General features: G+C 28.3%; 22 protein-coding genes. 16 read left to right on the top strand and 6 right to left on the bottom strand.

The window, feature by feature from the left end:
• Positions 1 to 8 precede the first annotated feature (8 nt).
• Positions 9 to 1502, bottom strand: coding sequence for an immunoglobulin-like domain-containing protein (locus A500_RS07405; protein WP_016206965.1), 1494 nt, complete (start codon positions 1500 to 1502; stop codon positions 9 to 11).
• Between the two features lie 706 nt (positions 1503 to 2208).
• Here A500_RS07405 and A500_RS20735 point away from each other — a divergent pair.
• The 8 genes from A500_RS20735 (at position 2209) to A500_RS07380 (ending at position 7811) form a co-directional block, all read left to right on the top strand.
• On the top strand, positions 2209 to 2373 hold the full coding sequence (locus A500_RS20735; protein ID WP_016206964.1) for a hypothetical protein: 165 nt from the start codon (positions 2209 to 2211) through the stop codon (positions 2371 to 2373).
• The gene (locus A500_RS07400; RefSeq protein WP_198010576.1) at positions 2318 to 2779 is read left to right on the top strand and encodes a S8 family serine peptidase; all 462 of its coding nucleotides are present in this window, start codon (positions 2318 to 2320) and stop codon (positions 2777 to 2779) included. Before A500_RS20735 ends, A500_RS07400 begins: the two co-directional genes overlap by 56 nt.
• A gap of 197 nt (positions 2780 to 2976) precedes the next feature.
• Complete coding sequence (locus A500_RS21660) at positions 2977 to 3102, top strand: hypothetical protein (protein WP_278245098.1); 126 nt, start codon at positions 2977 to 2979, stop codon at positions 3100 to 3102.
• A gap of 74 nt (positions 3103 to 3176) precedes the next feature.
• Positions 3177 to 3314: a hypothetical protein gene (locus A500_RS20345; RefSeq protein ID WP_016206962.1), complete on the top strand. Its 138-nt coding sequence runs from the start codon at positions 3177 to 3179 to the stop codon at positions 3312 to 3314.
• A 144-nt stretch (positions 3315 to 3458) separates the two neighbouring features.
• The gene (locus A500_RS07395) at positions 3459 to 4220 is read left to right on the top strand and encodes a sulfite exporter TauE/SafE family protein (protein ID WP_016206961.1); all 762 of its coding nucleotides are present in this window, start codon (positions 3459 to 3461) and stop codon (positions 4218 to 4220) included.
• A gap of 120 nt (positions 4221 to 4340) precedes the next feature.
• Entirely contained in the window at positions 4341 to 5408 is a 1068-nt protein-coding gene (locus A500_RS07390; protein WP_016206960.1) for an AI-2E family transporter, read from the top strand.
• A gap of 71 nt (positions 5409 to 5479) precedes the next feature.
• Entirely contained in the window at positions 5480 to 6289 is an 810-nt protein-coding gene (proB, locus tag A500_RS07385; RefSeq protein ID WP_016206959.1) for a glutamate 5-kinase, read from the top strand.
• A 277-nt stretch (positions 6290 to 6566) separates the two neighbouring features.
• Complete coding sequence (locus A500_RS07380) at positions 6567 to 7811, top strand: glutamate-5-semialdehyde dehydrogenase (protein WP_016206958.1); 1245 nt, start codon at positions 6567 to 6569, stop codon at positions 7809 to 7811.
• Between the two features lie 83 nt (positions 7812 to 7894).
• On the opposite strand, the gene A500_RS07375 is transcribed toward A500_RS07380, so the two are convergent.
• The gene (locus tag A500_RS07375; protein ID WP_016206957.1) at positions 7895 to 8119 is read right to left on the bottom strand and encodes a hypothetical protein; all 225 of its coding nucleotides are present in this window, start codon (positions 8117 to 8119) and stop codon (positions 7895 to 7897) included.
• Between the two features lie 292 nt (positions 8120 to 8411).
• Here A500_RS07375 and A500_RS07370 point away from each other — a divergent pair, with 292 nt between their 5' ends.
• The 5 genes from A500_RS07370 to A500_RS07350 all read left to right on the top strand — a co-directional run bounded on the left by A500_RS07370 (position 8412) and on the right by A500_RS07350 (position 12785).
• The gene (locus tag A500_RS07370) at positions 8412 to 9461 is read left to right on the top strand and encodes an ABC transporter permease (RefSeq protein ID WP_016206956.1); all 1050 of its coding nucleotides are present in this window, start codon (positions 8412 to 8414) and stop codon (positions 9459 to 9461) included.
• A gap of 2 nt (positions 9462 to 9463) precedes the next feature.
• The gene (locus A500_RS07365; protein WP_016206955.1) at positions 9464 to 10768 is read left to right on the top strand and encodes an ABC transporter permease; all 1305 of its coding nucleotides are present in this window, start codon (positions 9464 to 9466) and stop codon (positions 10766 to 10768) included.
• A 4-nt stretch (positions 10769 to 10772) separates the two neighbouring features.
• Positions 10773 to 11441, top strand: a complete 669-nt coding sequence (locus tag A500_RS07360; protein WP_016206954.1) for an ABC transporter ATP-binding protein — start codon at positions 10773 to 10775, stop codon at positions 11439 to 11441.
• Positions 11442 to 11664: 223 nt separating this feature from the next.
• Complete coding sequence (locus tag A500_RS07355; RefSeq protein ID WP_016206953.1) at positions 11665 to 12126, top strand: GNAT family N-acetyltransferase; 462 nt, start codon at positions 11665 to 11667, stop codon at positions 12124 to 12126.
• 23 nt (positions 12127 to 12149) lie between these two features.
• Positions 12150 to 12785: a SanA/YdcF family protein gene (locus tag A500_RS07350; RefSeq protein ID WP_016206952.1), complete on the top strand. Its 636-nt coding sequence runs from the start codon at positions 12150 to 12152 to the stop codon at positions 12783 to 12785.
• Between the two features lie 104 nt (positions 12786 to 12889).
• On the opposite strand, the gene A500_RS07345 is transcribed toward A500_RS07350, so the two are convergent.
• Positions 12890 to 13282 carry a hypothetical protein gene (locus tag A500_RS07345; protein WP_016206951.1) on the bottom strand — a complete coding sequence of 131 codons (393 nt, stop codon included), beginning with the start codon at positions 13280 to 13282 and terminating at the stop codon, positions 12890 to 12892.
• 519 nt (positions 13283 to 13801) lie between these two features.
• On the opposite strand from A500_RS07345, the gene A500_RS07340 reads away from it, so the two are divergent.
• From A500_RS07340 to A500_RS07330, 3 genes are all read left to right on the top strand, one after another.
• The gene (locus A500_RS07340; RefSeq protein WP_016206950.1) at positions 13802 to 15196 is read left to right on the top strand and encodes an NCS2 family permease; all 1395 of its coding nucleotides are present in this window, start codon (positions 13802 to 13804) and stop codon (positions 15194 to 15196) included.
• A 203-nt stretch (positions 15197 to 15399) separates the two neighbouring features.
• Entirely contained in the window at positions 15400 to 16185 is a 786-nt protein-coding gene (locus A500_RS07335) for an SDR family NAD(P)-dependent oxidoreductase (RefSeq protein WP_016206949.1), read from the top strand.
• A 9-nt stretch (positions 16186 to 16194) separates the two neighbouring features.
• Positions 16195 to 16482: a hypothetical protein gene (locus A500_RS07330; protein ID WP_016206948.1), complete on the top strand. Its 288-nt coding sequence runs from the start codon at positions 16195 to 16197 to the stop codon at positions 16480 to 16482.
• Positions 16483 to 16551: 69 nt separating this feature from the next.
• Here A500_RS07330 and A500_RS07325 read toward each other — a convergent pair whose 3' ends face one another.
• Genes A500_RS07325 through A500_RS07315 form a run of 3 tightly spaced genes read right to left on the bottom strand, consistent with a single transcriptional unit; the run spans position 16552 to position 18699 of the window.
• Positions 16552 to 16746 carry a hypothetical protein gene (locus A500_RS07325; RefSeq protein ID WP_016206947.1) on the bottom strand — a complete coding sequence of 65 codons (195 nt, stop codon included), beginning with the start codon at positions 16744 to 16746 and terminating at the stop codon, positions 16552 to 16554.
• A gap of 44 nt (positions 16747 to 16790) precedes the next feature.
• The gene (locus tag A500_RS07320) at positions 16791 to 17975 is read right to left on the bottom strand and encodes an ABC transporter permease (protein WP_016206946.1); all 1185 of its coding nucleotides are present in this window, start codon (positions 17973 to 17975) and stop codon (positions 16791 to 16793) included.
• Positions 17968 to 18699, bottom strand: coding sequence for an ABC transporter ATP-binding protein (locus A500_RS07315; RefSeq protein ID WP_016206945.1), 732 nt, complete (start codon positions 18697 to 18699; stop codon positions 17968 to 17970). Before A500_RS07315 ends, A500_RS07320 begins: the two co-directional genes overlap by 8 nt.
• Between the last annotated feature and the right edge of the window lie 127 nt (positions 18700 to 18826).

Here is an 18826-nt window from a genome sequence, read left to right as displayed (position 1 = left end):
AATCTTATTTAATTTATTTTTTCCCATGGGTCCCATTGAGCTGCACCAGGGGTTTCTCCTTGAGTCCACCATTTAGCTTTATACATAACTCCGTTGTATAAAACTATATCTCCAGCTACATATACCTTATTTGGACTGTATGTCTGAATTGAAGAATCGATTACTGTTATTTTAGAACTTACAGTAGTTGATAAGCCTTTACTATCAGAAACTGTATAGTTTACATTGTAGATTCCAGCTTTAGATGTATCAACTAAGCCAGTAACAATAATCTTATTAGTTAAATCACCATCTTCTTTGTCAGATGCAGTAACTCCTGCTAGAGGGCTAAATGTAGCTCCAATATTAATTTGTTTATCTGTAACACCGCTAATCACTGGAGCAGTATTATCGCTAGGAATTGCTGGTGAACCAAATTTAGAAAATATCTTTGAATGTTCATACTGAGAAGTTATTCCTTGATTATTTTCTATTTGAGAATCTCTATTTAGTGACCAATAAGAGGTCATTCCAATATTTTTAGATTTAGCATGGTCAACTACTAATTGAGACCATGCTGGAGTAAATATAGGATCTGAAGAGCTTTCATACCCTACAGATACTGTAGCACCAATTTTTGAATAAGCCTCAGAATCAGATAAAGTAGTATTAGCAAATTTTTGGTAAGCTTCTTTTATTTGATTCTTTGTTGAGTCTATTGCTCGTATTGAGGCTGCGCCATAATTTTCTCCAGGTAGCAAAGTACCACTTCCATAGCACATAGCCATTATATTTATATATTTTAGAGTAACATTATTAGATAAATAGGCATCTAATAAATCTATTTGAGTTTGAGTTAAACCAGATGGTAAAACAGGAACGGTTAATGTCACTTCTACTCCTGTAGTATCTTGTAACATCTTTACAGCCTTTGCATTAGCAATATTGCTTTGTTTATTTTGGGCTCCGCCTTCAACATCAAGATCTATTCTTGTTAATGCATATCCATTCACTATGTCTAAATAGGTATTATAAAGAACATTAACATCTTGAGAAGTTTGCCAAAATGCAGTTCCACCAGCACCACCAAAGGATATAGCTGCATCACCACCAATTGCTCTTAGGTCTTTTAGAGACTGTTTTATTCCGTTGTATTGACTATCATTTTTACCTTCGCTTAAAACAGAATATCCTCCCCAGCCCCAATTAATTTTTCCATTTGTAACACTACCAGTTGATTGTATAAAAGCTAAGTTAAAGTATTTTATACCAGTTTCATCTGATAATTTTTTTAGATTAGCAGGTCCTCCGCCATCATTCCCCATATAATATCCATTTTTAGTTACCCAGCCAACCATATCAACATAGGGAGCATTAACTTGGACAGGCCAGTTTTTTATTCCAATACCAGCATTATAACTACCAACATTTGTAGCTGCCTTAGTAATAAATGAAGTAGATGTAAGTGTAACGAAAGCTATCAAAAGTGTGCAAATAACTTTTTTAAGAAAGTTTTTCTTCAATTATATTTACCTCCTAACAATATATTTATTTATTCTCATCTGTATATTGAATGAGGATCTTTTTTGAGTAGGTAAATATCTAATAATTTGATATTAGATTTAAAGTAAGTTAGGTATTTTTATAAAAATAAGAGACTCACTTTAAACATTTGTACATCTAAAAGGAAAAAATCAGGTGTTTATTAAAAACTTAAGAACACTTTAATTAGTATACAAAATGCGCATTTTATACACTAAGAAATGTTTATAAAAGAGTTTGTTAGATATTCCAATAAAGTACTTGGATACTAAATGGAACATATTAAATGTAATTTATTAGGATTTGTCTGAAGTGTTTATTAGTTCCTATATTGATTGAAGTGACAATGAGTTTTTTAGGAACAAAAAGGTTAATAAATAATAAGCGATGATGCTTAGTATTTCATCGAAGGTAACGATATCACCTCCTTTACAATAAATGGAACACACCATTTATTTACAATATAAACTATTAGTAAATTAATAGCAATACATTTAAATAAAAAGTCGAACGATTAACAGTATTTTACAAATTTTGTATGTTATTTACGAATTGGAATTAAAAAGAATAGAGTGAATAGAATTAAAAAATATAGAGTGTTGAATTTAAAATAATAAATATATAAATTATAAGCGATATGATAAAAAGCACATATGATATATTATTAATTTCTTTGAGAGGATATGTATGGAAAATACTGTTGGATGTAAAAACTATTTAGATGAAAATTCTCCTGGATATGTAGTTGAGTATAGGGGTAATTTTAAAGATGAAATTGATAAAGTTGATTATGCTTGTGGAGACAAGAGGAATATATGTATTACAAGATATTCCTCCAGTAAATGTAGATAGTATATATAACATAAAAATTAACCCTTATTTAAACTTAACAGGCAAAGGTGTAACAATAGGTATGATTGATACTGGAATAGATTATTTAAATAAGGAGTTTATAAGGGAAGATGGGACATCGAGAATAATTAAAATATGGGATCAGACAGTGACTAAAAACACAAAAGGTAATGTATATATAGGTTCTGAATATTCTAATGATGATATAAATAGAGCAATTGCTAATAGCAAGAAAGGATTAGATCCATATGAAATAGTACCAAGCAAAGATGAAGTAGGGCATGGAACTAGCATGGCAGGAATAATAGGAGCGCGAGGATATAACCCTGATATAGAAGGTGTTGCTAATGATTGTGAATTTATAATAGTAAAACTATTACCATCTCCTAATTACCAAAAATATTAAGAGAAAATAATTTACCTATTATACCTGCTTATAATAGTTCTGAAGTATTATCCTCAATTGAGTATTTAAGAAGCTCAGCATATAAATTAAGAAGGCCAATAATATTATATTTAGGGGTTGGCAGTTATAACGGTAGCCATGATGGATATAATATCACAAGCAGATTTATAACATCAATTGCAAGAAAACGGGATATAGTGTTTGTAAATGGTACTGGAAATGCAGGAAATGATGAGGGGCATTCTACTAATTTTATATCAAACAATGGAGAAATTAAAACTACAGAGTTAGTTAGAATAATAGATACAGGAATAGATTATTAAGTGATGAATTTAAAGATATTCATGGAAAAACTAGAATAAGTGAGATATGGGATCAAAGCATAGGATTTAATACTATGAGATTGAGTATAGATAATAGAATTGATATTATAAATGGAAGTAGTTTGGCAGCGACTATAGGAGCTGGTGCATGTGTTTTGGTGTTTGAATGGGGAATAATTAATTTTTATAAAATATTTGAAAATATGCTATAGCTACATAGTATTAGTCTATGTATATATAGTTTAATACTATATAATATTTATATATTAAATTAAATATATAAATTAAAGGTATATTAATCAATTATATAATATATTAGAAACACCTTAATATAAAAAAAGGAAGGCGTAGGAAGAATGACATATAGTACAACTCTATTAATTATTTGTCCATTGATATTTATTGCGGGATTTATAGATGCAGTAGCAGGAGGGGGTGGATTAATATCTTTGCCAGCATATATATTTGCAGGGGTACCAATACATATTGCATATGGAACTAATAAGTTTGCAAACTGTATTGGTACAAGCGTAGCATCAGTTAAATTTTTTAAAAGTGGTAATATAAAGGTAAAGCCTGCGATGATATCAGCAGTAGGAGCACTTATAGGATCATGGATTGGAGCACAATTAGTTGTTCTATTAGATGAAAAGTATTTAAAGTATTCATTAATAATTATTTTGCCAATAGTTGCTGTATTTCTGTTGTTTAACAGAAATTTTGGACAAGAAAATAATACTAAAGATTTAAAAGTAAATAAGATTTATGTTTCATCATTTGTAATAGGCTTAATAATTGGTGCTTATGATGGATTTTTTGGACCAGGAACTGGAACTTTTTTAGTTTTAGCATTTACAAGTATTTGTGGATTTAGCATAATAACATCATCAGGTAATGCAAAGATGGTAAATTTAGCATCAAATTTAGCTGCTTTAATAGTATATTTATTAAATGGAAAAGTTAATTTTTCTATAGGAATACCAGCCGCTATATGTGCGGTTTTAGGAAATTACCTAGGAGCACAACTGGCAATAAAAAATGGAATTAAGTTTATAAAACCTGTAATGGTTTTTGTGATAATATTGCTATTTTCAAAAGTAATATATGAATTCATTTAAAAGCTCCTATTGGAGTTTTTAATTTTAAATTCTATATTCTAACATAGTGTCTTTATTTTAAATAATATTTACTTCTATGGATAAACTAAACTTAATTAATTTAAACAAAGGAGAAGGTTTATGCATAAGAAGAATGTAATTACCTATTTAATTATTTTTAACCTTTTAACTATATTAATAATATTATTAAGTAAAATAGCAATATTAAAGAATTTTTTTAAAGTGATATTTTCTATAGTTATTATACCAATAATATTTGGGCTGTTTTTATTTTACATATTAAAACCACTAAATAAGATATTTATAAAGAAGAAAATAAAAAATGGTAAAGCAGCCAGTTTAACTTTATTAATTTTCTTTTTTATTGCATCTGGAATAATAAAGTATTTTGGAGATTATTTTATCGAACAATTTACAAATTTAAAGATAATATTTTTAAATATAATGAAAGAAAAGGGAACTCTATATGGAGTAGATGATATTGTTAAAGGAGATTTATTAAAATTAGATTACTATAATAAGTTTTTAGGTGATATACAAAAATATTCAATGATATTATTTAGTAGTTTAAGGGGAATATTTGACAAAGGAATGCAGTTATTTTCTGATGTTTTACTTATTATATTAATAGTTTTTTATTTGCTTAAGGATGAGGATAAAATTAAAGAAAATATAGTAAATGTATTTCCTAGGAAATACAAAGATAGAGTTAGTGATTTTGTTGAAGAAAGTGATGAAGCTTTATCATTATATATTATAGGTCAAGCTAAAGTAGCATTTTCATTAGCCTTAATGGTATATGTAGGCTATAGATTTATAGGAATGACAAGTCCGCTTCTATTAGCATCAATTACTTTTGTATTAGCATTTATACCGTTCATAGGCTTTTTTATATCTATGATAATTCCATATATTATAGCAATAGCTTTAGGTTGGCATATGGTTATAAAGCTGTCTGTGCTAGTTATCATAGCTCAGACACTTAAGGGAAGGCTTATTGTTCCTTTAATTATGGGAAAAACTATGAACATACATCCAATAACTGATATATTCTTGGTAGTTGGAGCAGCAAGTTTAGTTGGACCTATTGGAGCTTTTGTAATAGTACCTCTTTATGTTATTATTAAGATATTTTTCAAGTATTTTAATAAAGAAGTGGAAGAAAAGATAAAGGAATTTAAAGAATAAGGTAATTTATATAGAAAAAAAATATAAAAAAATTATAATTAAAAAAAGAAATAACATTGGGGGATTAAAAAATGAGTTTTAGAAATCAACTTAAAGAGGCTAAGAGAATTGTAGTTAAAGTAGGAACTTCCACATTAACTTATGAGAATGGGAAAATAAATTTAACAAGGATAGAGAACCTTACAAGAGTACTATCTGATGTTATGAATTGTGGAAAAGAGGTTGTATTAGTAACCTCAGGGGCTATAGGAGTAGGAGTATCTAAATTAAAGTTAAAGGAAAAACCTAAGACAATAAGAGAAAAGCAAGCAGTTGCTGCAGTTGGACAATGTGAACTAATGCACATATATAGTAAATTCTTTGGAGAGTATAGTCATACAGTTGGGCAAGTTCTCTTAACAAGGGATGTAGTTGAAGATGATCATATAAGAGAAAATGTATGTAATACTTTTGAGACGTTAATAGAAAATCAAATAATACCAATAGTTAATGAAAATGATACTGTATCAATAGATGAGATAGAAAACATAGTTAGGTTTGGAGATAATGATAATTTATCAGCAATAGTAGCCAAATTGATTAAAGCTGACCTTTTAATAATATTATCTGATATAGATGGATTTTATGATTCAGATCCTAGAAAAAATTCCAATTCAAAATTAATTAAAGAAATAAAAAGTATAACACCACAACTAGAAGCTTGCTGTGGTGGTGCAGGAAGTAATCTTGGAACTGGTGGAATGATAACTAAACTTTCAGCAGCTAAAGTTGCAACTGAATCAGGAGTAAATATGGTTCTTGCAAATGGAGAAGAACCTAAGATAATTTTGAATATATTAAATGGTGAAGAAATAGGAACGCTTTTTACAATTGATAATTAACAATGCACAATTGACAATTAGTTTTAAATTGCGAAGCAATTTTATTCAGTTCACAGTGCACAATTCACAGTTCACAGTTGAGGATGAAACTACTGCGTAGTTTCTGAAATTTAGTTTATATCAACTCTGAAAGAGTTGATATAAGAATTTTTTAATTCAGCAGAGCTGAATTATTTCTATAACTGTTCACTGTGCACTGTGAACTGTGCACTAAAAAATGCTTCGCATTTTAAAACAACTGTGAAGTAAAAAAATAAAAATCAAGGGAGAGATAGAAATGCTAAGTATTTATGAGTTAGGTAAAAGAGCAAAGGAAGCATGGTATGATTTAGCAATAGCTTCAACTACTGAAAAGAATAATGCTTTAGAGTTAATGTCAAAAGCTTTAATTAATAATACAGATGAAATATTAAAAGCAAACCAAAAGGATTTAGAAATAGCTGTTGAAAAGGGAACATCAAAAGCTATGTTAGATAGGTTATCACTAAATAAGGAAAGAATAGAAGCAATGGCTAAGGGGCTAAGGGATTTAATAGCTTTAGAAGATCCAATTGGGGAAGTTATAGAAATGTGGAAAAGGCCAAATGGACTTCAAATAGGTAAACAAAGGGTTCCAATGGGCGTTGTAGGTATTATATATGAGGCTAGGCCAAATGTAACATGTGATGCCGCAGGATTATGTTTAAAAACTGGAAATGTAGTTATTCTTAGAGGTGGAAGTGAAGCTATCAACTCAAATAAAGCTATAGTAAAAGTATTATCTAATGCATTAAAAGAATCAGGTTTGCCAGAAGATTCAATACAGCTTGTTGAAGATACTAGCAGAGAAACTGCAACAAAAATGATGCAATTAAATGAGTATATAGATGTTTTAATACCAAGAGGGGGAGCAGGGCTTATTCAAGCTGTGGTAAAAAATGCAACTGTTCCTGTAATAGAAACTGGAATTGGAAATTGTCATATATATGTAGATGAAGATTGTGATTTTGATATGGCAAGAGATATAATAATAAATGCTAAAACTTCAAGACCAGCAGTTTGTAATGCAGTAGAAAAAATGATTATAAATGAAAAAGTAGCTGATAAGTTTTTACCAATTATAATTGAAGCATTAAGAAAAAAAGATGTTGAAGTAAGAGGAGATGAAAAAGTAAAAGCTATAGTAAATGATATTAAAGGTGCTACTGAAGAAGATTGGAGCAAGGAGTATTTAGATTATATAATAGGGGCTAAAATCGTAAAAGATGTTGATGAAGCAATATCTCACATCAATAAATATGGCTCAGGTCATTCAGAAGCAATAGTAACAAATAGCTATAAAAATTCTCAAAGGTTCTTAAACAAAGTTAATGCGGCAGCGGTTTATATTAATGCATCAACAAGATTTACGGATGGTGGAGAATTTGGATTTGGTGCAGAAATAGGAATAAGCACTCAAAAATTACATGCAAGAGGACCAATGGGACTTAAGGAGCTTACAACTATTAAATATATAATTTATGGAAACGGACAAATTAGATAAATCAAAATTAAAATCAACCAACAATAAATTATAGTTTTATTGTTGGTTGATTTTAATTTTAATTATGCTGATTTATTTCTTTTTTAATAGCCTATAGTTGTGGTTCTTCTTACATATGTCCAATTACCATTAAGAATACAGCCATTTTCTACATAACCATCACCTCTAAAGGAAGTATAAACATATGTTTCAGCAGGATATTTATTATCATAAGTAAAGCTTTTTGCATATCTAAGAACGGTAGGTGTTGGATTTACAATCTCACTATCTACCCATACACCAGCATTAGAGGGGCCGTTAGATACCATGGAACCCTCCATATAGTTACTATAAAGATTAACTGTAGACCTTATACTATAATTGGCCATTGGTGATATTTCATTTGCTAATACAGCTTTTGTAATTAAAGGTGTTAATAGTAATGAGGATAATGAGGATAATGCTATGAATTTTGAAATTTTATTTATTTAACCACTCCTTTATTGTTACATATAATTATATATTATTAATATTGTTAATATATACAAAATATTATAACATTCAAACACCGTATTGTAAATATATTACATAAATGTTAGTATATTTACAGGAGGGGATAAGGTGTTTAAATTTTTATTAAAAAGAAAAAGTATCAATATGTTTTTTATATTAGCATTTACTTTTACAATAATAACTTTTTCGTTAGGTAACTCTATTATATTAAATCAAGAAGAACTAATTAATAAATTTAGTCCAGATAAAAATAAAATAATAGTTTTTAAGTTAGAAAATGATATTAGTATTTCTGATGTTGTAGGTCTAATAAAGGATAAGGAAATAACTGTAGATTTAAGATTTTATGATAACAAGTCAGAGGCTTATATTGAAAGTGAGTTTATAATTAAGAGTTTTTCAACTGTTGGAGAACTTAAGGAGGGTAACTTATTTAATAGTGAAGATTACTTATCCCAAAATAATATATATATTGCATCTTCAGCTTTCAATGAAGAAGAGGTAAGTTTAATGGGCTATGGTAGTGAAAGATATGAGTTTGAGAAAATAGGTAGTTTTTATGATACAACAAAAAGAATAATAGTCCCTAATGATAGTTTTATAAAACTTTTGGGTGAAAATAAGATTAATTCACCTTATCTAAATATTATAATTAGTGGAGAAGAAGAAAGTATAAATTCAAGTATTGACATTCTAACTAAATATATTAAGGAAATTGATAATAAAAATAATTTGGAAGTATTTTCATATATGAAAGAAAATAGGAAGGTTGAGGCAGAGTCTTTATATAAAGATTCAATTCTTATTGTAATAATAACATTAATTAATTCTTTAACATTATCATCATTATGGGTAGAAAGTAGAAAGAAGGAGTTAGCCTTAAGAAAAGCAGTAGGAGGTACTAGCAAACAACTTATGAAGTTATTTTTTAATGAAATGTTTTATATAAGTATTATTTCGTTAATCTTAGCCTTTGCTATACATTATATAGTATTCATTATAAGTGGAGGATATATAGAAAATCTTAGTGTGGCAATTAACATAAAGGGTATTTTATATTCAATGATTTTAACAGTTATAGTGGCAGTAATTATAACTTTACCATCTATTTTTTATCTTTCGGGAGTTAGACCGTCAGTAATATTAAGGGGTGAATAATTATGGGAAATGCATTAAAATCCCTAAAGAGAATAAAATTAATAGCTTTTTTAACTATACTACAATTATCTATAGGGCTAACACTTTTAAATACAGGCTCAATAATAAAACAAGAAAATGAAAATAAGCCTAAAAATCTTGAAAGGTTATTTGATTTTGAGAACACTTATTTAGTGGAAACTAAAGTATATGATAATAAAAATTCTAAATCAGATAAGATAATAACATCAGCTGATTTTAACAAAATAGAAAAGAGTTATAATGCATTAACGGATTTAAAAGATAAAGGAATAATATTTAATAATTTCATTTACTACTGTGGGGGTGGAGGAAACCCTATAATTTCAAGTGAGGGTAGCGCTGGGAAAAGTGATATTGCTAAGGAGTACTTACCAGAAGAGTATCACAATTTAGATGAAAATACTTTGATTAGAAATACATCAGAGATTAATATAAATGAGGAATTCTTTAATTTGTATAAAATAAATATAGTGGAAGGAAGAAACTTCACATCTAGTGATTTTAATATTAACTCAAAAGAAGAGCCTATTCCTATGATAATAGGATTAGACTACAAGGATAAAATATCTATAGGTGATGAATTTAAATATTCAGTACCAGATATAGATGGAGGATTAATAAATATAAAATATAAAGTAATAGGGTTTTATGATCATAATGATATGGTGATGTTGGGAAGTAAGGGAAAGTACGTGGATGGAGTAACTTTTTCAGATGCCTTTGTAATAACTCCAGTAGTAAATGATGTTTTATTTCTAAGTAACAAAGTAATAATGGCTCAATATGGAATTTGGGTAAATGTACCTAATTCAAATAGTATGGATAAGGTTGTTGATACATTATTACCTATATTAGAAGATGATGGGTTTAGCCTTGAAATAACAAATATGAAAGACGAAGTTAATAGAACAAAAGAAGTATTAGAGAAATCAAGTGTAAATGCAAGTGTATTAGGGTTAGCTCTTACAATATTATCTGTAATGGGAGTTTCATCAGTTATGATTGGAGAAATAAATAAAAGGAAAAAAGAATTTGGTATAAGAATAACTCAAGGAGCAACATTAAATACAGTATCAAAGGAAATATTTTTTGAGATATTACTTATGAGTGTTTTTGCAGGAATTGTATCTCTAATTTTAATTTTTTTAACAGACAGTAATTTGTTGACTATTAAGATTATATTAAAAAACTTATTAACAGTTATAGTTATTGTAAGCCTTATTAGTATAATACCAATATTGAGTTTGAGAAGATTTAATCCAATAGATTTAGTTAAAGGGGATTAGGGATATGAAGAGTATTGATATAAGAAACGTAACAAAGATTTATGGTAAGGGAGAAGGAAAAACTAAGGCATTAGATAATGTGAATTTATCTATACAAGAAGGAGAATTAGTAGCGATAATGGGGCCTTCAGGCTCGGGAAAGTCTACATTATTAAATATTATAGGATGCATTGATGTAGCAACAACAGGCAATTATTATTTAAATGAACAATTAATAGAAAATTTAAGTGAAAAGAAACTAGCAGAGATAAGAAATAAGAAAATAGGCTTTGTATATCAAAATTTTAACTTATTGTATGACTATAATATTATAGATAATGTAACCTTACCACTAACATATTCAAATAATAAAAAAACTATGAAAAAAAGGGGAATAGATATATTAAGAAGAGTAGGTTTAGATAGCTATATAAATAAAAAACCATCAATGCTATCAGGTGGACAAAAACAAAGAGTAGCTATTGCTAGAGCATTGATAAATAATCCGGATATAATATTAGCAGATGAACCAACAGGATCTTTAGATATGGCATCAGGAGAAAATGTTATAGAAATATTAAAAGAAATCAATAAAGGTGGAAAAACGGTAATAATAGTTACTCATGATATAAATATAGCTTATAAGTGTAATAGAATTATTAAAGTTATAGATGGAAAAGTGTTAAGTAAATAACAAGAGGGAAGTTAGATATTATAATAATTAGTATCTAGCTACCCTCATTTTTGTTTTAATAAATACTTATATATTTATAGTAAAGAAAGTTATTCATATCTATCAATGAAATGTGTAGTTATATAAATTTAATAAGTTTTAGAATGTTTGTTTGTAGAAAAAGTAAAGCAATAATATTATAATGATAGTACTATAAAGAATATGAATTAAGGGGAATAGTTATATGAAGAAGGAGTTTGAATTTAGACTTAAATATTTTGATGAACTTAACATAAATGAACTTTATGACATAGTAAAGGTGAGATATGAAGTTTTTGTTTGCGATCAAAAAATTACAAGTGAAAATGATTTTGATGATAAGGACAAGGAATGTTACCATTTAACAGTATATTATAAAGATATTTTAGTAGGATATTGTAGAATACTTAAGGCTGGAATGTCTTATAAGGAGCCTTCTATTGGGAGAGTACTAGTATTAAAGGAATATAGAAGAAATAATATAGCTCAAGAAATGATGAAAAGAGCAGTAGATTTTATAATTAATGAATTAGGTGAAGATAAAATAACATTATCTGCACAGTTATATGTAAAGGACTTATATGAATCAATAGGTTTTAAGGTTATATCAGATATTTATGAAGAAGCAGAAATACCACATATAAAGATGTCATTTAGTAAAGTATAAGAATATATTAGTATGGAGGAAAGATGTTTAATAAAAGAATAAATAAGTGGGTGAAATCTTTTATGACATACATGGCAGTCTTTATAATTACTTTAATTATTTTAATAGTTTCAATAATATTTAAAGTCAGAAGCTATGGTGATAAATATATACTGGATTTAAATGATTTGCCAAAGAACAATGATGCCATAATAGTATTAGGGGCAGGTGTTAGAAGTGATGGAACACCATCAGATATATTAGCTGATAGACTAGAAACATCTATAGAAGCGTATAATTCAGGACTTGGAAGTACATTTATATTAAGTGGAGATCATGGAAGAGAAGATTATAATGAAGTTGGAGCTATGAAAAAATATATCTTAAAAAATGATATAGATGAAAAAATAATATTTATGGATCATGCTGGCTTTAGCACCTATGATACTATGTATAGAGCAAAAGAAATATTTAAGGTAGATAAGGCTATAATAGTAACTAATGAATATCATTTGCCAAGAGCATTGTATATAGCTAGAAAGTTAGGAATAGATGCTTATGGAATAAAGTCAGATAAAAGACAATATCAATTGATGGATAGTTATAAAAAACGTGAGTTACTAGCACAAATAAAAGACTTTGTTTATGTTAATATATTAAAACCAGAACCTAAGTTTTAGGTGAATCAATACCAGTAAGCAGCTCAGATGGAAGAGTGACTGAAGATGAAAAGAAATAATTTATAGTAAATGAAAAGTGAGGATTTAATGCCTCACTTTTATTTTTAATTACTTATATCTTCATGCGTTATACGTGTTGCTGAAAAAATTAATTCTCCATTTTCTTCAATTATATCAATAACTAAGGGTCTTATATCAGTAAGCACTATATTACCGTGTATAACAGAACTATGGTTTTCACCATTTAATACGTAATTTAAGATTAAATCTGATTTTTCCATAGTTGGTGAAGGATATATTTCTTCGGCGATATCAGAACTCATTGCTTTTATAGTTCCTAATTTAATAGGATGTCCCCCGGTACCAGTTCTTTCAATAGTAGAATTTTCTAGGTTATAACCTGTGTGATTCTTTATATATATATTTGTATTGTGTCTATTAAAGTCACTACCAAAAATTAATAAAGGAACAGGTATTTTTTGAACTTCTCTTTTCATTATAAGTCCTCCTATATAAATATTTAATAAATGAAATTACTAGGTATTGGTTTTAAATTTAATACTAAACCAGCTTCTTTTTCTGTTAGTTCGACAACTAAAGATCATATAGTGATTATTATAAAACATTATAAATAATTAAAATATAGATAGTTTTATCTAATGAAGCTGTCCCATAGAAAGCTTCAATTGTGATTTATTAGAATATTTATCTTCATGTATATGAATACAGTGTAGTTATATACATATTTTACCAGTTTGAAACTTTATTGTAAATATATAGAATAATTCTTGAAATATTATATCAAGCAAAAAGCTGATAATACTAAAAAACATATTGAAGACAAATTATAAATATGCATCTTGCATTGAAATGTTCGTGTTAATGAACAGTGAATAAGATGAATCCACCTTAAAAAGCAATATTATATATAGAAAATCAAAAGTGAAAATAAAAATATTGATTAAATACGAATAAAATGATAAAATGAATATGAAATATTCGAAACGGGGGTTATTATGAATAAGTTTTTTAAATTAAAAGAAAACGGAACAAATGTAAAGACAGAATTAATGGCAGGACTAACTACATTTTTAACTATGGCATATATATTATTCGTAAATCCAGCAATGTTATCTATAACAGGAATGGACAAGGGCGCAGTCTTTGTAGCAACAATTCTTGCATCAGCTATTGGTACTTTAGTTATGGGATTAGTAGCAAATGTTCCTTTTGCACAAGCACCAGGAATGGGATTAAATGCATTATTTACATTTACAGTAGTATTAGGTCTTGGTTTTACATGGAACCAAGCATTAGCCATGGTATTTATATGCGGAATTATAAACATAATTATAACTACTACTAAAATAAGAAAAATGATAATACAGGCAATTCCACTATCTCTTCAATATGCTATATCTGGAGGAATAGGACTATTTATAGCTTACTTAGGAATTAAACAAGCTCATTTTATAAATTTTACTGGAGAGGCAGCAAATAAAATTTTAGATACAGGTGATTCTGCGGTATTTGCAGATATAGTACCAGCTATTACTAACTTTAAAGATCCAGTAGCTATACTTGCACTAATAGGATTAGTAATAACTGTAGTATTAATGTTACTAAATGTTAAAGGTGCAATTTTAATTGGAATATTAGCAACAACTGTAATAGGTACTTTTAATGGAGTTACACACGTGGCGGATTTTTCAACTATGGATTTTAGTGTGCCAAGCTTAGCACCAACATTCTTTAAATTAGATATTAAGGGATTATTTAGTGATCCATCTAGGATATTATTAGTATTTACAACTATATTTGCTTTTTCATTATCTGATACATTTGATACAATAGGAACATTTTTAGGAACAGGAAGAAAAGCGGGTATATTTGATGAAAATGATGAAAAGTTATTTTCTGAAGGAAATGGTTCTAAATCAAAACTTGAAAGAGCTTTATTTGCAGATGCAATAGCAACTTCAACTGGAGCATTATTAGGTACTAGTAACACAACAACTTATGTGGAAAGTGCTGCAGGTATCGGGCAAGGTGGAAGAACAGGATTAACATCTGTAACAGTTGCAGGATTGTTTCTAATATCATTATTCTTTTCACCAGTAATGGGTATGGTTCCAGCAGCAGCAACAGCACCAGCTTTAATTGTTGTAGGGGTATTAATGGCAGAATCACTTAAGAATATTGAATGGGGTGATTTTGATATAGCTGTTCCAGCATTCTTTGTTATAGCATTTATGCCATTTACTTATAGCATAACAAACGGTATTGCAGCAGGATTTTTAGCTTATTGTTTAGTTAAGATAATAAAAAAACAAGCCAAAGATGTTCATCCAATAATGTACACTGTAAGCTTATTATTCTTATTAAACTTTGTTATTCAAGCACTAGGATAAGGTTATAATTACTAGCTAATTAAATAATGGGAGTTGTATTTTAAGTAATTAGGATACAGCTCTTATTTTTTACTTTAATGAAAATTATTTATTAATAATTAATATATTAGAGTGTTAATTAATATTTATATATTGAGAGGTATATGGTATATTTAGATATAAATTTATAAATAAAAAAGATTAAGTTTATATGGAGGATTTTTATGGGTAAACCGTATGGTAGGAGCTATGTATTAATAACTGGAGCAACTACTGGAATTGGGTATGAGTTAGCAAAGTTATATGCCAGTGATGGAAATAACTTAATTTTAGTTGCAAGGGATGAACAGAGATTAAGGGGAGTAAAAGAAGAGTTAAGCTTATATAGCATTAAGGTTTATACTATTGCTTTAGATTTATCTGAGGATAACTCTTGTGAAAAAGTATTAGATTTTGTGGATAAAAAAAATATATCTGTGGATATTTTAATTAACAATGCAGGACTAGGATCTTTTGGTTACATAAGCGAAATAGAAATGGAGAAGGAATTAAAATTAATAGATGTAAATATAAGAGCTTTAACGGAGCTAACTAAAACATTCCTACCTATTATGATAGAACATGGAGAGGGAGCTATTATGAATGTAGCTTCAACAGCTGCTTTTTGTGCTGGACCAAAGATGGCTGTTTATTATGCTTCAAAGGCTTATGTGCTTAATTTTACGGAAGCTTTACACGAAGAAGTAAAGAATAGTGAAATAAAAATAAGCTGTCTATGTCCAGGGCCTGTAAAAACAAGTTTCCAAGAAAAATCAGGAATAAAGAAAAGTGAAGGAGCTAAAAATACATTAATGTCAGCTAAGGATGTTGCAGAAATAGCTTATAAAGATTTTAGAAAGGGAAAAGTAATAATAATTCCAGGATTTAAAAATAAATTAATAGTTACATTAAATAAATTTATTCCTAGAAGCTTATCTAGAAAGATAATATTAATGATGAACAAAGGATAGGTGAGATTAATGGAAGTGAATATTATAGATGATATTTTAGAGTTATATGAAGTCTTAGTTGAAAATGGAGTTATATTTTTTTATGGGGATGAGTCAATATCTATAGGAGAGATAACAGAATTTAATATACTAAATACAGAAGTATTACAAATAGAATTAGATGGATCTGAAAAATATGAGGTTAGTATAGAAGATTTTATAGAATATTACTCTAAAGAAGGTGCTAATTATCATACATGGCCCGATATAAGAAAATTAGATAAAAAGCTTGGAGAGCTTTCTGTAATTGATAATTAATAATGGGAAATGAATAATCAAGAAAAAATAGCCTATGGGGTACCCCATAGGCTAAAAATATATCATTCTTTATTTAAATCTTTCTATCTTAGTTACTCTTGAATGTACAATACTTCCACATTCGGTACAAATAGTGTGTTCAATAGGGCATCCTAATTTCAATCCGAATGTCTGTGGATACATACTTCCTTGTGCAGTTTGATATCCCTTAGTAAATTCTGTCGCTCCACAATAAGGACAGTTATCTATTTTTATTTCTTTCATAATATAAGCCTCCAAGATAAATTATCAAGTATCCAAGTATAATATTAGTTTCTAAATATAACTTCTTCCTTTGAGAACATAGATTTAGCGAAAATTATGGAAGCAATTATATAAACTATATGCCATCCAACAACCAAAGCAATATGCTTAATATCAAATATACCAACTGTAAATTCCTTCATTAAACAAATTGCATTTGTTATAGGAATATTGAAGAATGCAGGATTTATACCTTTTGCATCCATCATATAAGGTATAAATGATAAAATCATAGTTGGCATAGTAATAGCAGCTAGATAAGAATTAGCTTCTTTAGTTGCCCTTGCATATATACTTACAGATATTTGTAATGCTGACAAAGTAACTAAAACTAGAGCTCCAATTACAAGCATTCCAAGGATTGTTTCAGGAGTAAGTTTAAAATTAACTTCTTCACCAATAACCATAAACTTTTGCATGGATATTACCATTGCTGTAAGGTTGGCTATTAGTGCTATAAATGAGACAGTACATAAAGCAGCTATTTTACCCCAAAGTAATGAAGATCTTTTAGCTGATGTTGATAAAAGTGGTTCAAATGTAAATCTTTCTTTTTCACCAGCACCAAGATCAGCTGCCATACCAACTGTAGAAGATACCATAAGAATAACAATTAGTGTAGGAATCATAGTAAGAAGCATTGTAGCCCCAGCATTAATATCCTCATTATCAGTGTTTATTCCTGATTTAATAGTAACCTCAAAAGGTTTTAATATAGAGGAATCAATTCCATTTTCAATTAAACGTTGTTCAACTATGGAATTTTTATAATTTTCATATACTTCACTAATCAGGCTACTTGCGATCATAGACTTATTGGATTCTTCATCTATTAAAAGTTCAATAGTATCATTTTTACCTTGTGCTATATTTGCATCGAAGTTATCAGGGATTTTTACTATAATCTGAATATCCCCATTTTTTAATGCTTCACTTGGAGATGATATATCAGGCGTTTTAATATTATCTAAAGATGTTATAGCTTTTGCCATAGCAGAATCTTTATTTCCATCCACATAAATGTTAATTTCCTTTTGAACGTCAGATTGAGTCTTTTCCATGGCGGAAGACATAAATTTGAACATTATAGGATATATAAGTATAGGAAGTATTAGAGTGAATACTAATGTTTTTTTATCTCTTACAATGTCTAATAATTCCTTTTTTAATACAGTTAAAAAATTATTCATTACTATGACCTCCTATAAGACCTAAGAAAGTTTCTTCTAAATCATCATTGTTATACTTTTCTTTTAAATGACTTAATGTACAATCTTCCAGTAATCTTCCTTTATTTATAATTACAACTCTATCACAAAGTTTTTCAACTTCTTTCATAGAATGACTAGAGAATAATATGATTTTATTTTCAGCTTTACATTGAAGTATAAAATCTTGAACTATCCTGGCAGCACTTACATCCAATCCAGTAGTAGGTTCATCAAAAAGCATAACGGATGGATTATGAACTATTGATCTAGCAATTGAGATTTTTTGTTTCATACCTCTAGAATATTTACCAACAGGTTTATTTATATAGTCTTCCATTTCAAAGCTTTTTGCCAATTCATCAATTCGCTTGTCAGCTGTTTTCTTGTCCATTCCATAAAGATTGGCAAAGTAACGTATGTTTTCTCTACCACTTAGTCTATCATAAAGCCCAACATCTCCGCCAAACAGTATTCCTATTTCTTTTCTTACTTTTTCAGAATTGGATTTAACATCAATGTCATTTACGTTAATTTCACCTTCAGTTATCTGTAACATAGTAGAAATCATTCTTAATGTTGTTGTCTTTCCAGCACCATTTTCTCCAAGCAGTCCAACAATTTCACCTTTATCTACTGAAAAAGATAAATTATCAACTACCTTTGATTTTTTAAAACTTTTACTTACATTTTTTAATTTAAGCACTTAGTTACCCCCTTCTACAACGGTATAAATTATTTTATTAAGAGTTAATATATACTATATTATATCATTAAAAAGAATAATATCAATATTAATTATGAAAATATTTCCTAATTATATTTTTATTATA

The sequence above is a fragment of the Clostridium sartagoforme AAU1 genome (genome assembly GCF_000401215.1).
Classification (GTDB): Bacteria; Bacillota; Clostridia; order Clostridiales; family Clostridiaceae; genus Clostridium; species Clostridium sartagoforme.
This window is presented reverse-complemented; position numbering and strand designations above follow the sequence as displayed.

Bases quoted from the DNA above. Each gene is read 5' to 3' on its own strand.
- A500_RS20735 (WP_016206964.1), top strand. From the start codon at position 2,209: ATGGAAAATACTGTTGGATGTAAAAACTATTTAGATGAAAATTCTCCT.
- A500_RS20345 (WP_016206962.1), top strand. From the start codon at position 3,177: ATGAGATTGAGTATAGATAATAGAATTGATATTATAAATGGAAGTAGT.
- A500_RS07395 (WP_016206961.1), top strand. From the start codon at position 3,459: ATGACATATAGTACAACTCTATTAATTATTTGTCCATTGATATTTATT.
- A500_RS07390 (WP_016206960.1), top strand. From the start codon at position 4,341: ATGCATAAGAAGAATGTAATTACCTATTTAATTATTTTTAACCTTTTA.
- proB (WP_016206959.1), top strand. From the start codon at position 5,480: ATGAGTTTTAGAAATCAACTTAAAGAGGCTAAGAGAATTGTAGTTAAA.
- A500_RS07380 (WP_016206958.1), top strand. From the start codon at position 6,567: ATGCTAAGTATTTATGAGTTAGGTAAAAGAGCAAAGGAAGCATGGTAT.
- A500_RS07375 (WP_016206957.1), bottom strand. From the start codon at position 8,119: ATGGTATCTAACGGCCCCTCTAATGCTGGTGTATGGGTAGATAGTGAG.
- A500_RS07365 (WP_016206955.1), top strand. From the start codon at position 9,464: ATGGGAAATGCATTAAAATCCCTAAAGAGAATAAAATTAATAGCTTTT.
- A500_RS07360 (WP_016206954.1), top strand. From the start codon at position 10,773: ATGAAGAGTATTGATATAAGAAACGTAACAAAGATTTATGGTAAGGGA.
- A500_RS07355 (WP_016206953.1), top strand. From the start codon at position 11,665: ATGAAGAAGGAGTTTGAATTTAGACTTAAATATTTTGATGAACTTAAC.
- A500_RS07350 (WP_016206952.1), top strand. From the start codon at position 12,150: ATGTTTAATAAAAGAATAAATAAGTGGGTGAAATCTTTTATGACATAC.
- A500_RS07345 (WP_016206951.1), bottom strand. From the start codon at position 13,282: ATGAAAAGAGAAGTTCAAAAAATACCTGTTCCTTTATTAATTTTTGGT.
- A500_RS07340 (WP_016206950.1), top strand. From the start codon at position 13,802: ATGAATAAGTTTTTTAAATTAAAAGAAAACGGAACAAATGTAAAGACA.
- A500_RS07335 (WP_016206949.1), top strand. From the start codon at position 15,400: ATGGGTAAACCGTATGGTAGGAGCTATGTATTAATAACTGGAGCAACT.
- A500_RS07330 (WP_016206948.1), top strand. From the start codon at position 16,195: ATGGAAGTGAATATTATAGATGATATTTTAGAGTTATATGAAGTCTTA.
- A500_RS07325 (WP_016206947.1), bottom strand. From the start codon at position 16,746: ATGAAAGAAATAAAAATAGATAACTGTCCTTATTGTGGAGCGACAGAA.
- A500_RS07320 (WP_016206946.1), bottom strand. From the start codon at position 17,975: ATGAATAATTTTTTAACTGTATTAAAAAAGGAATTATTAGACATTGTA.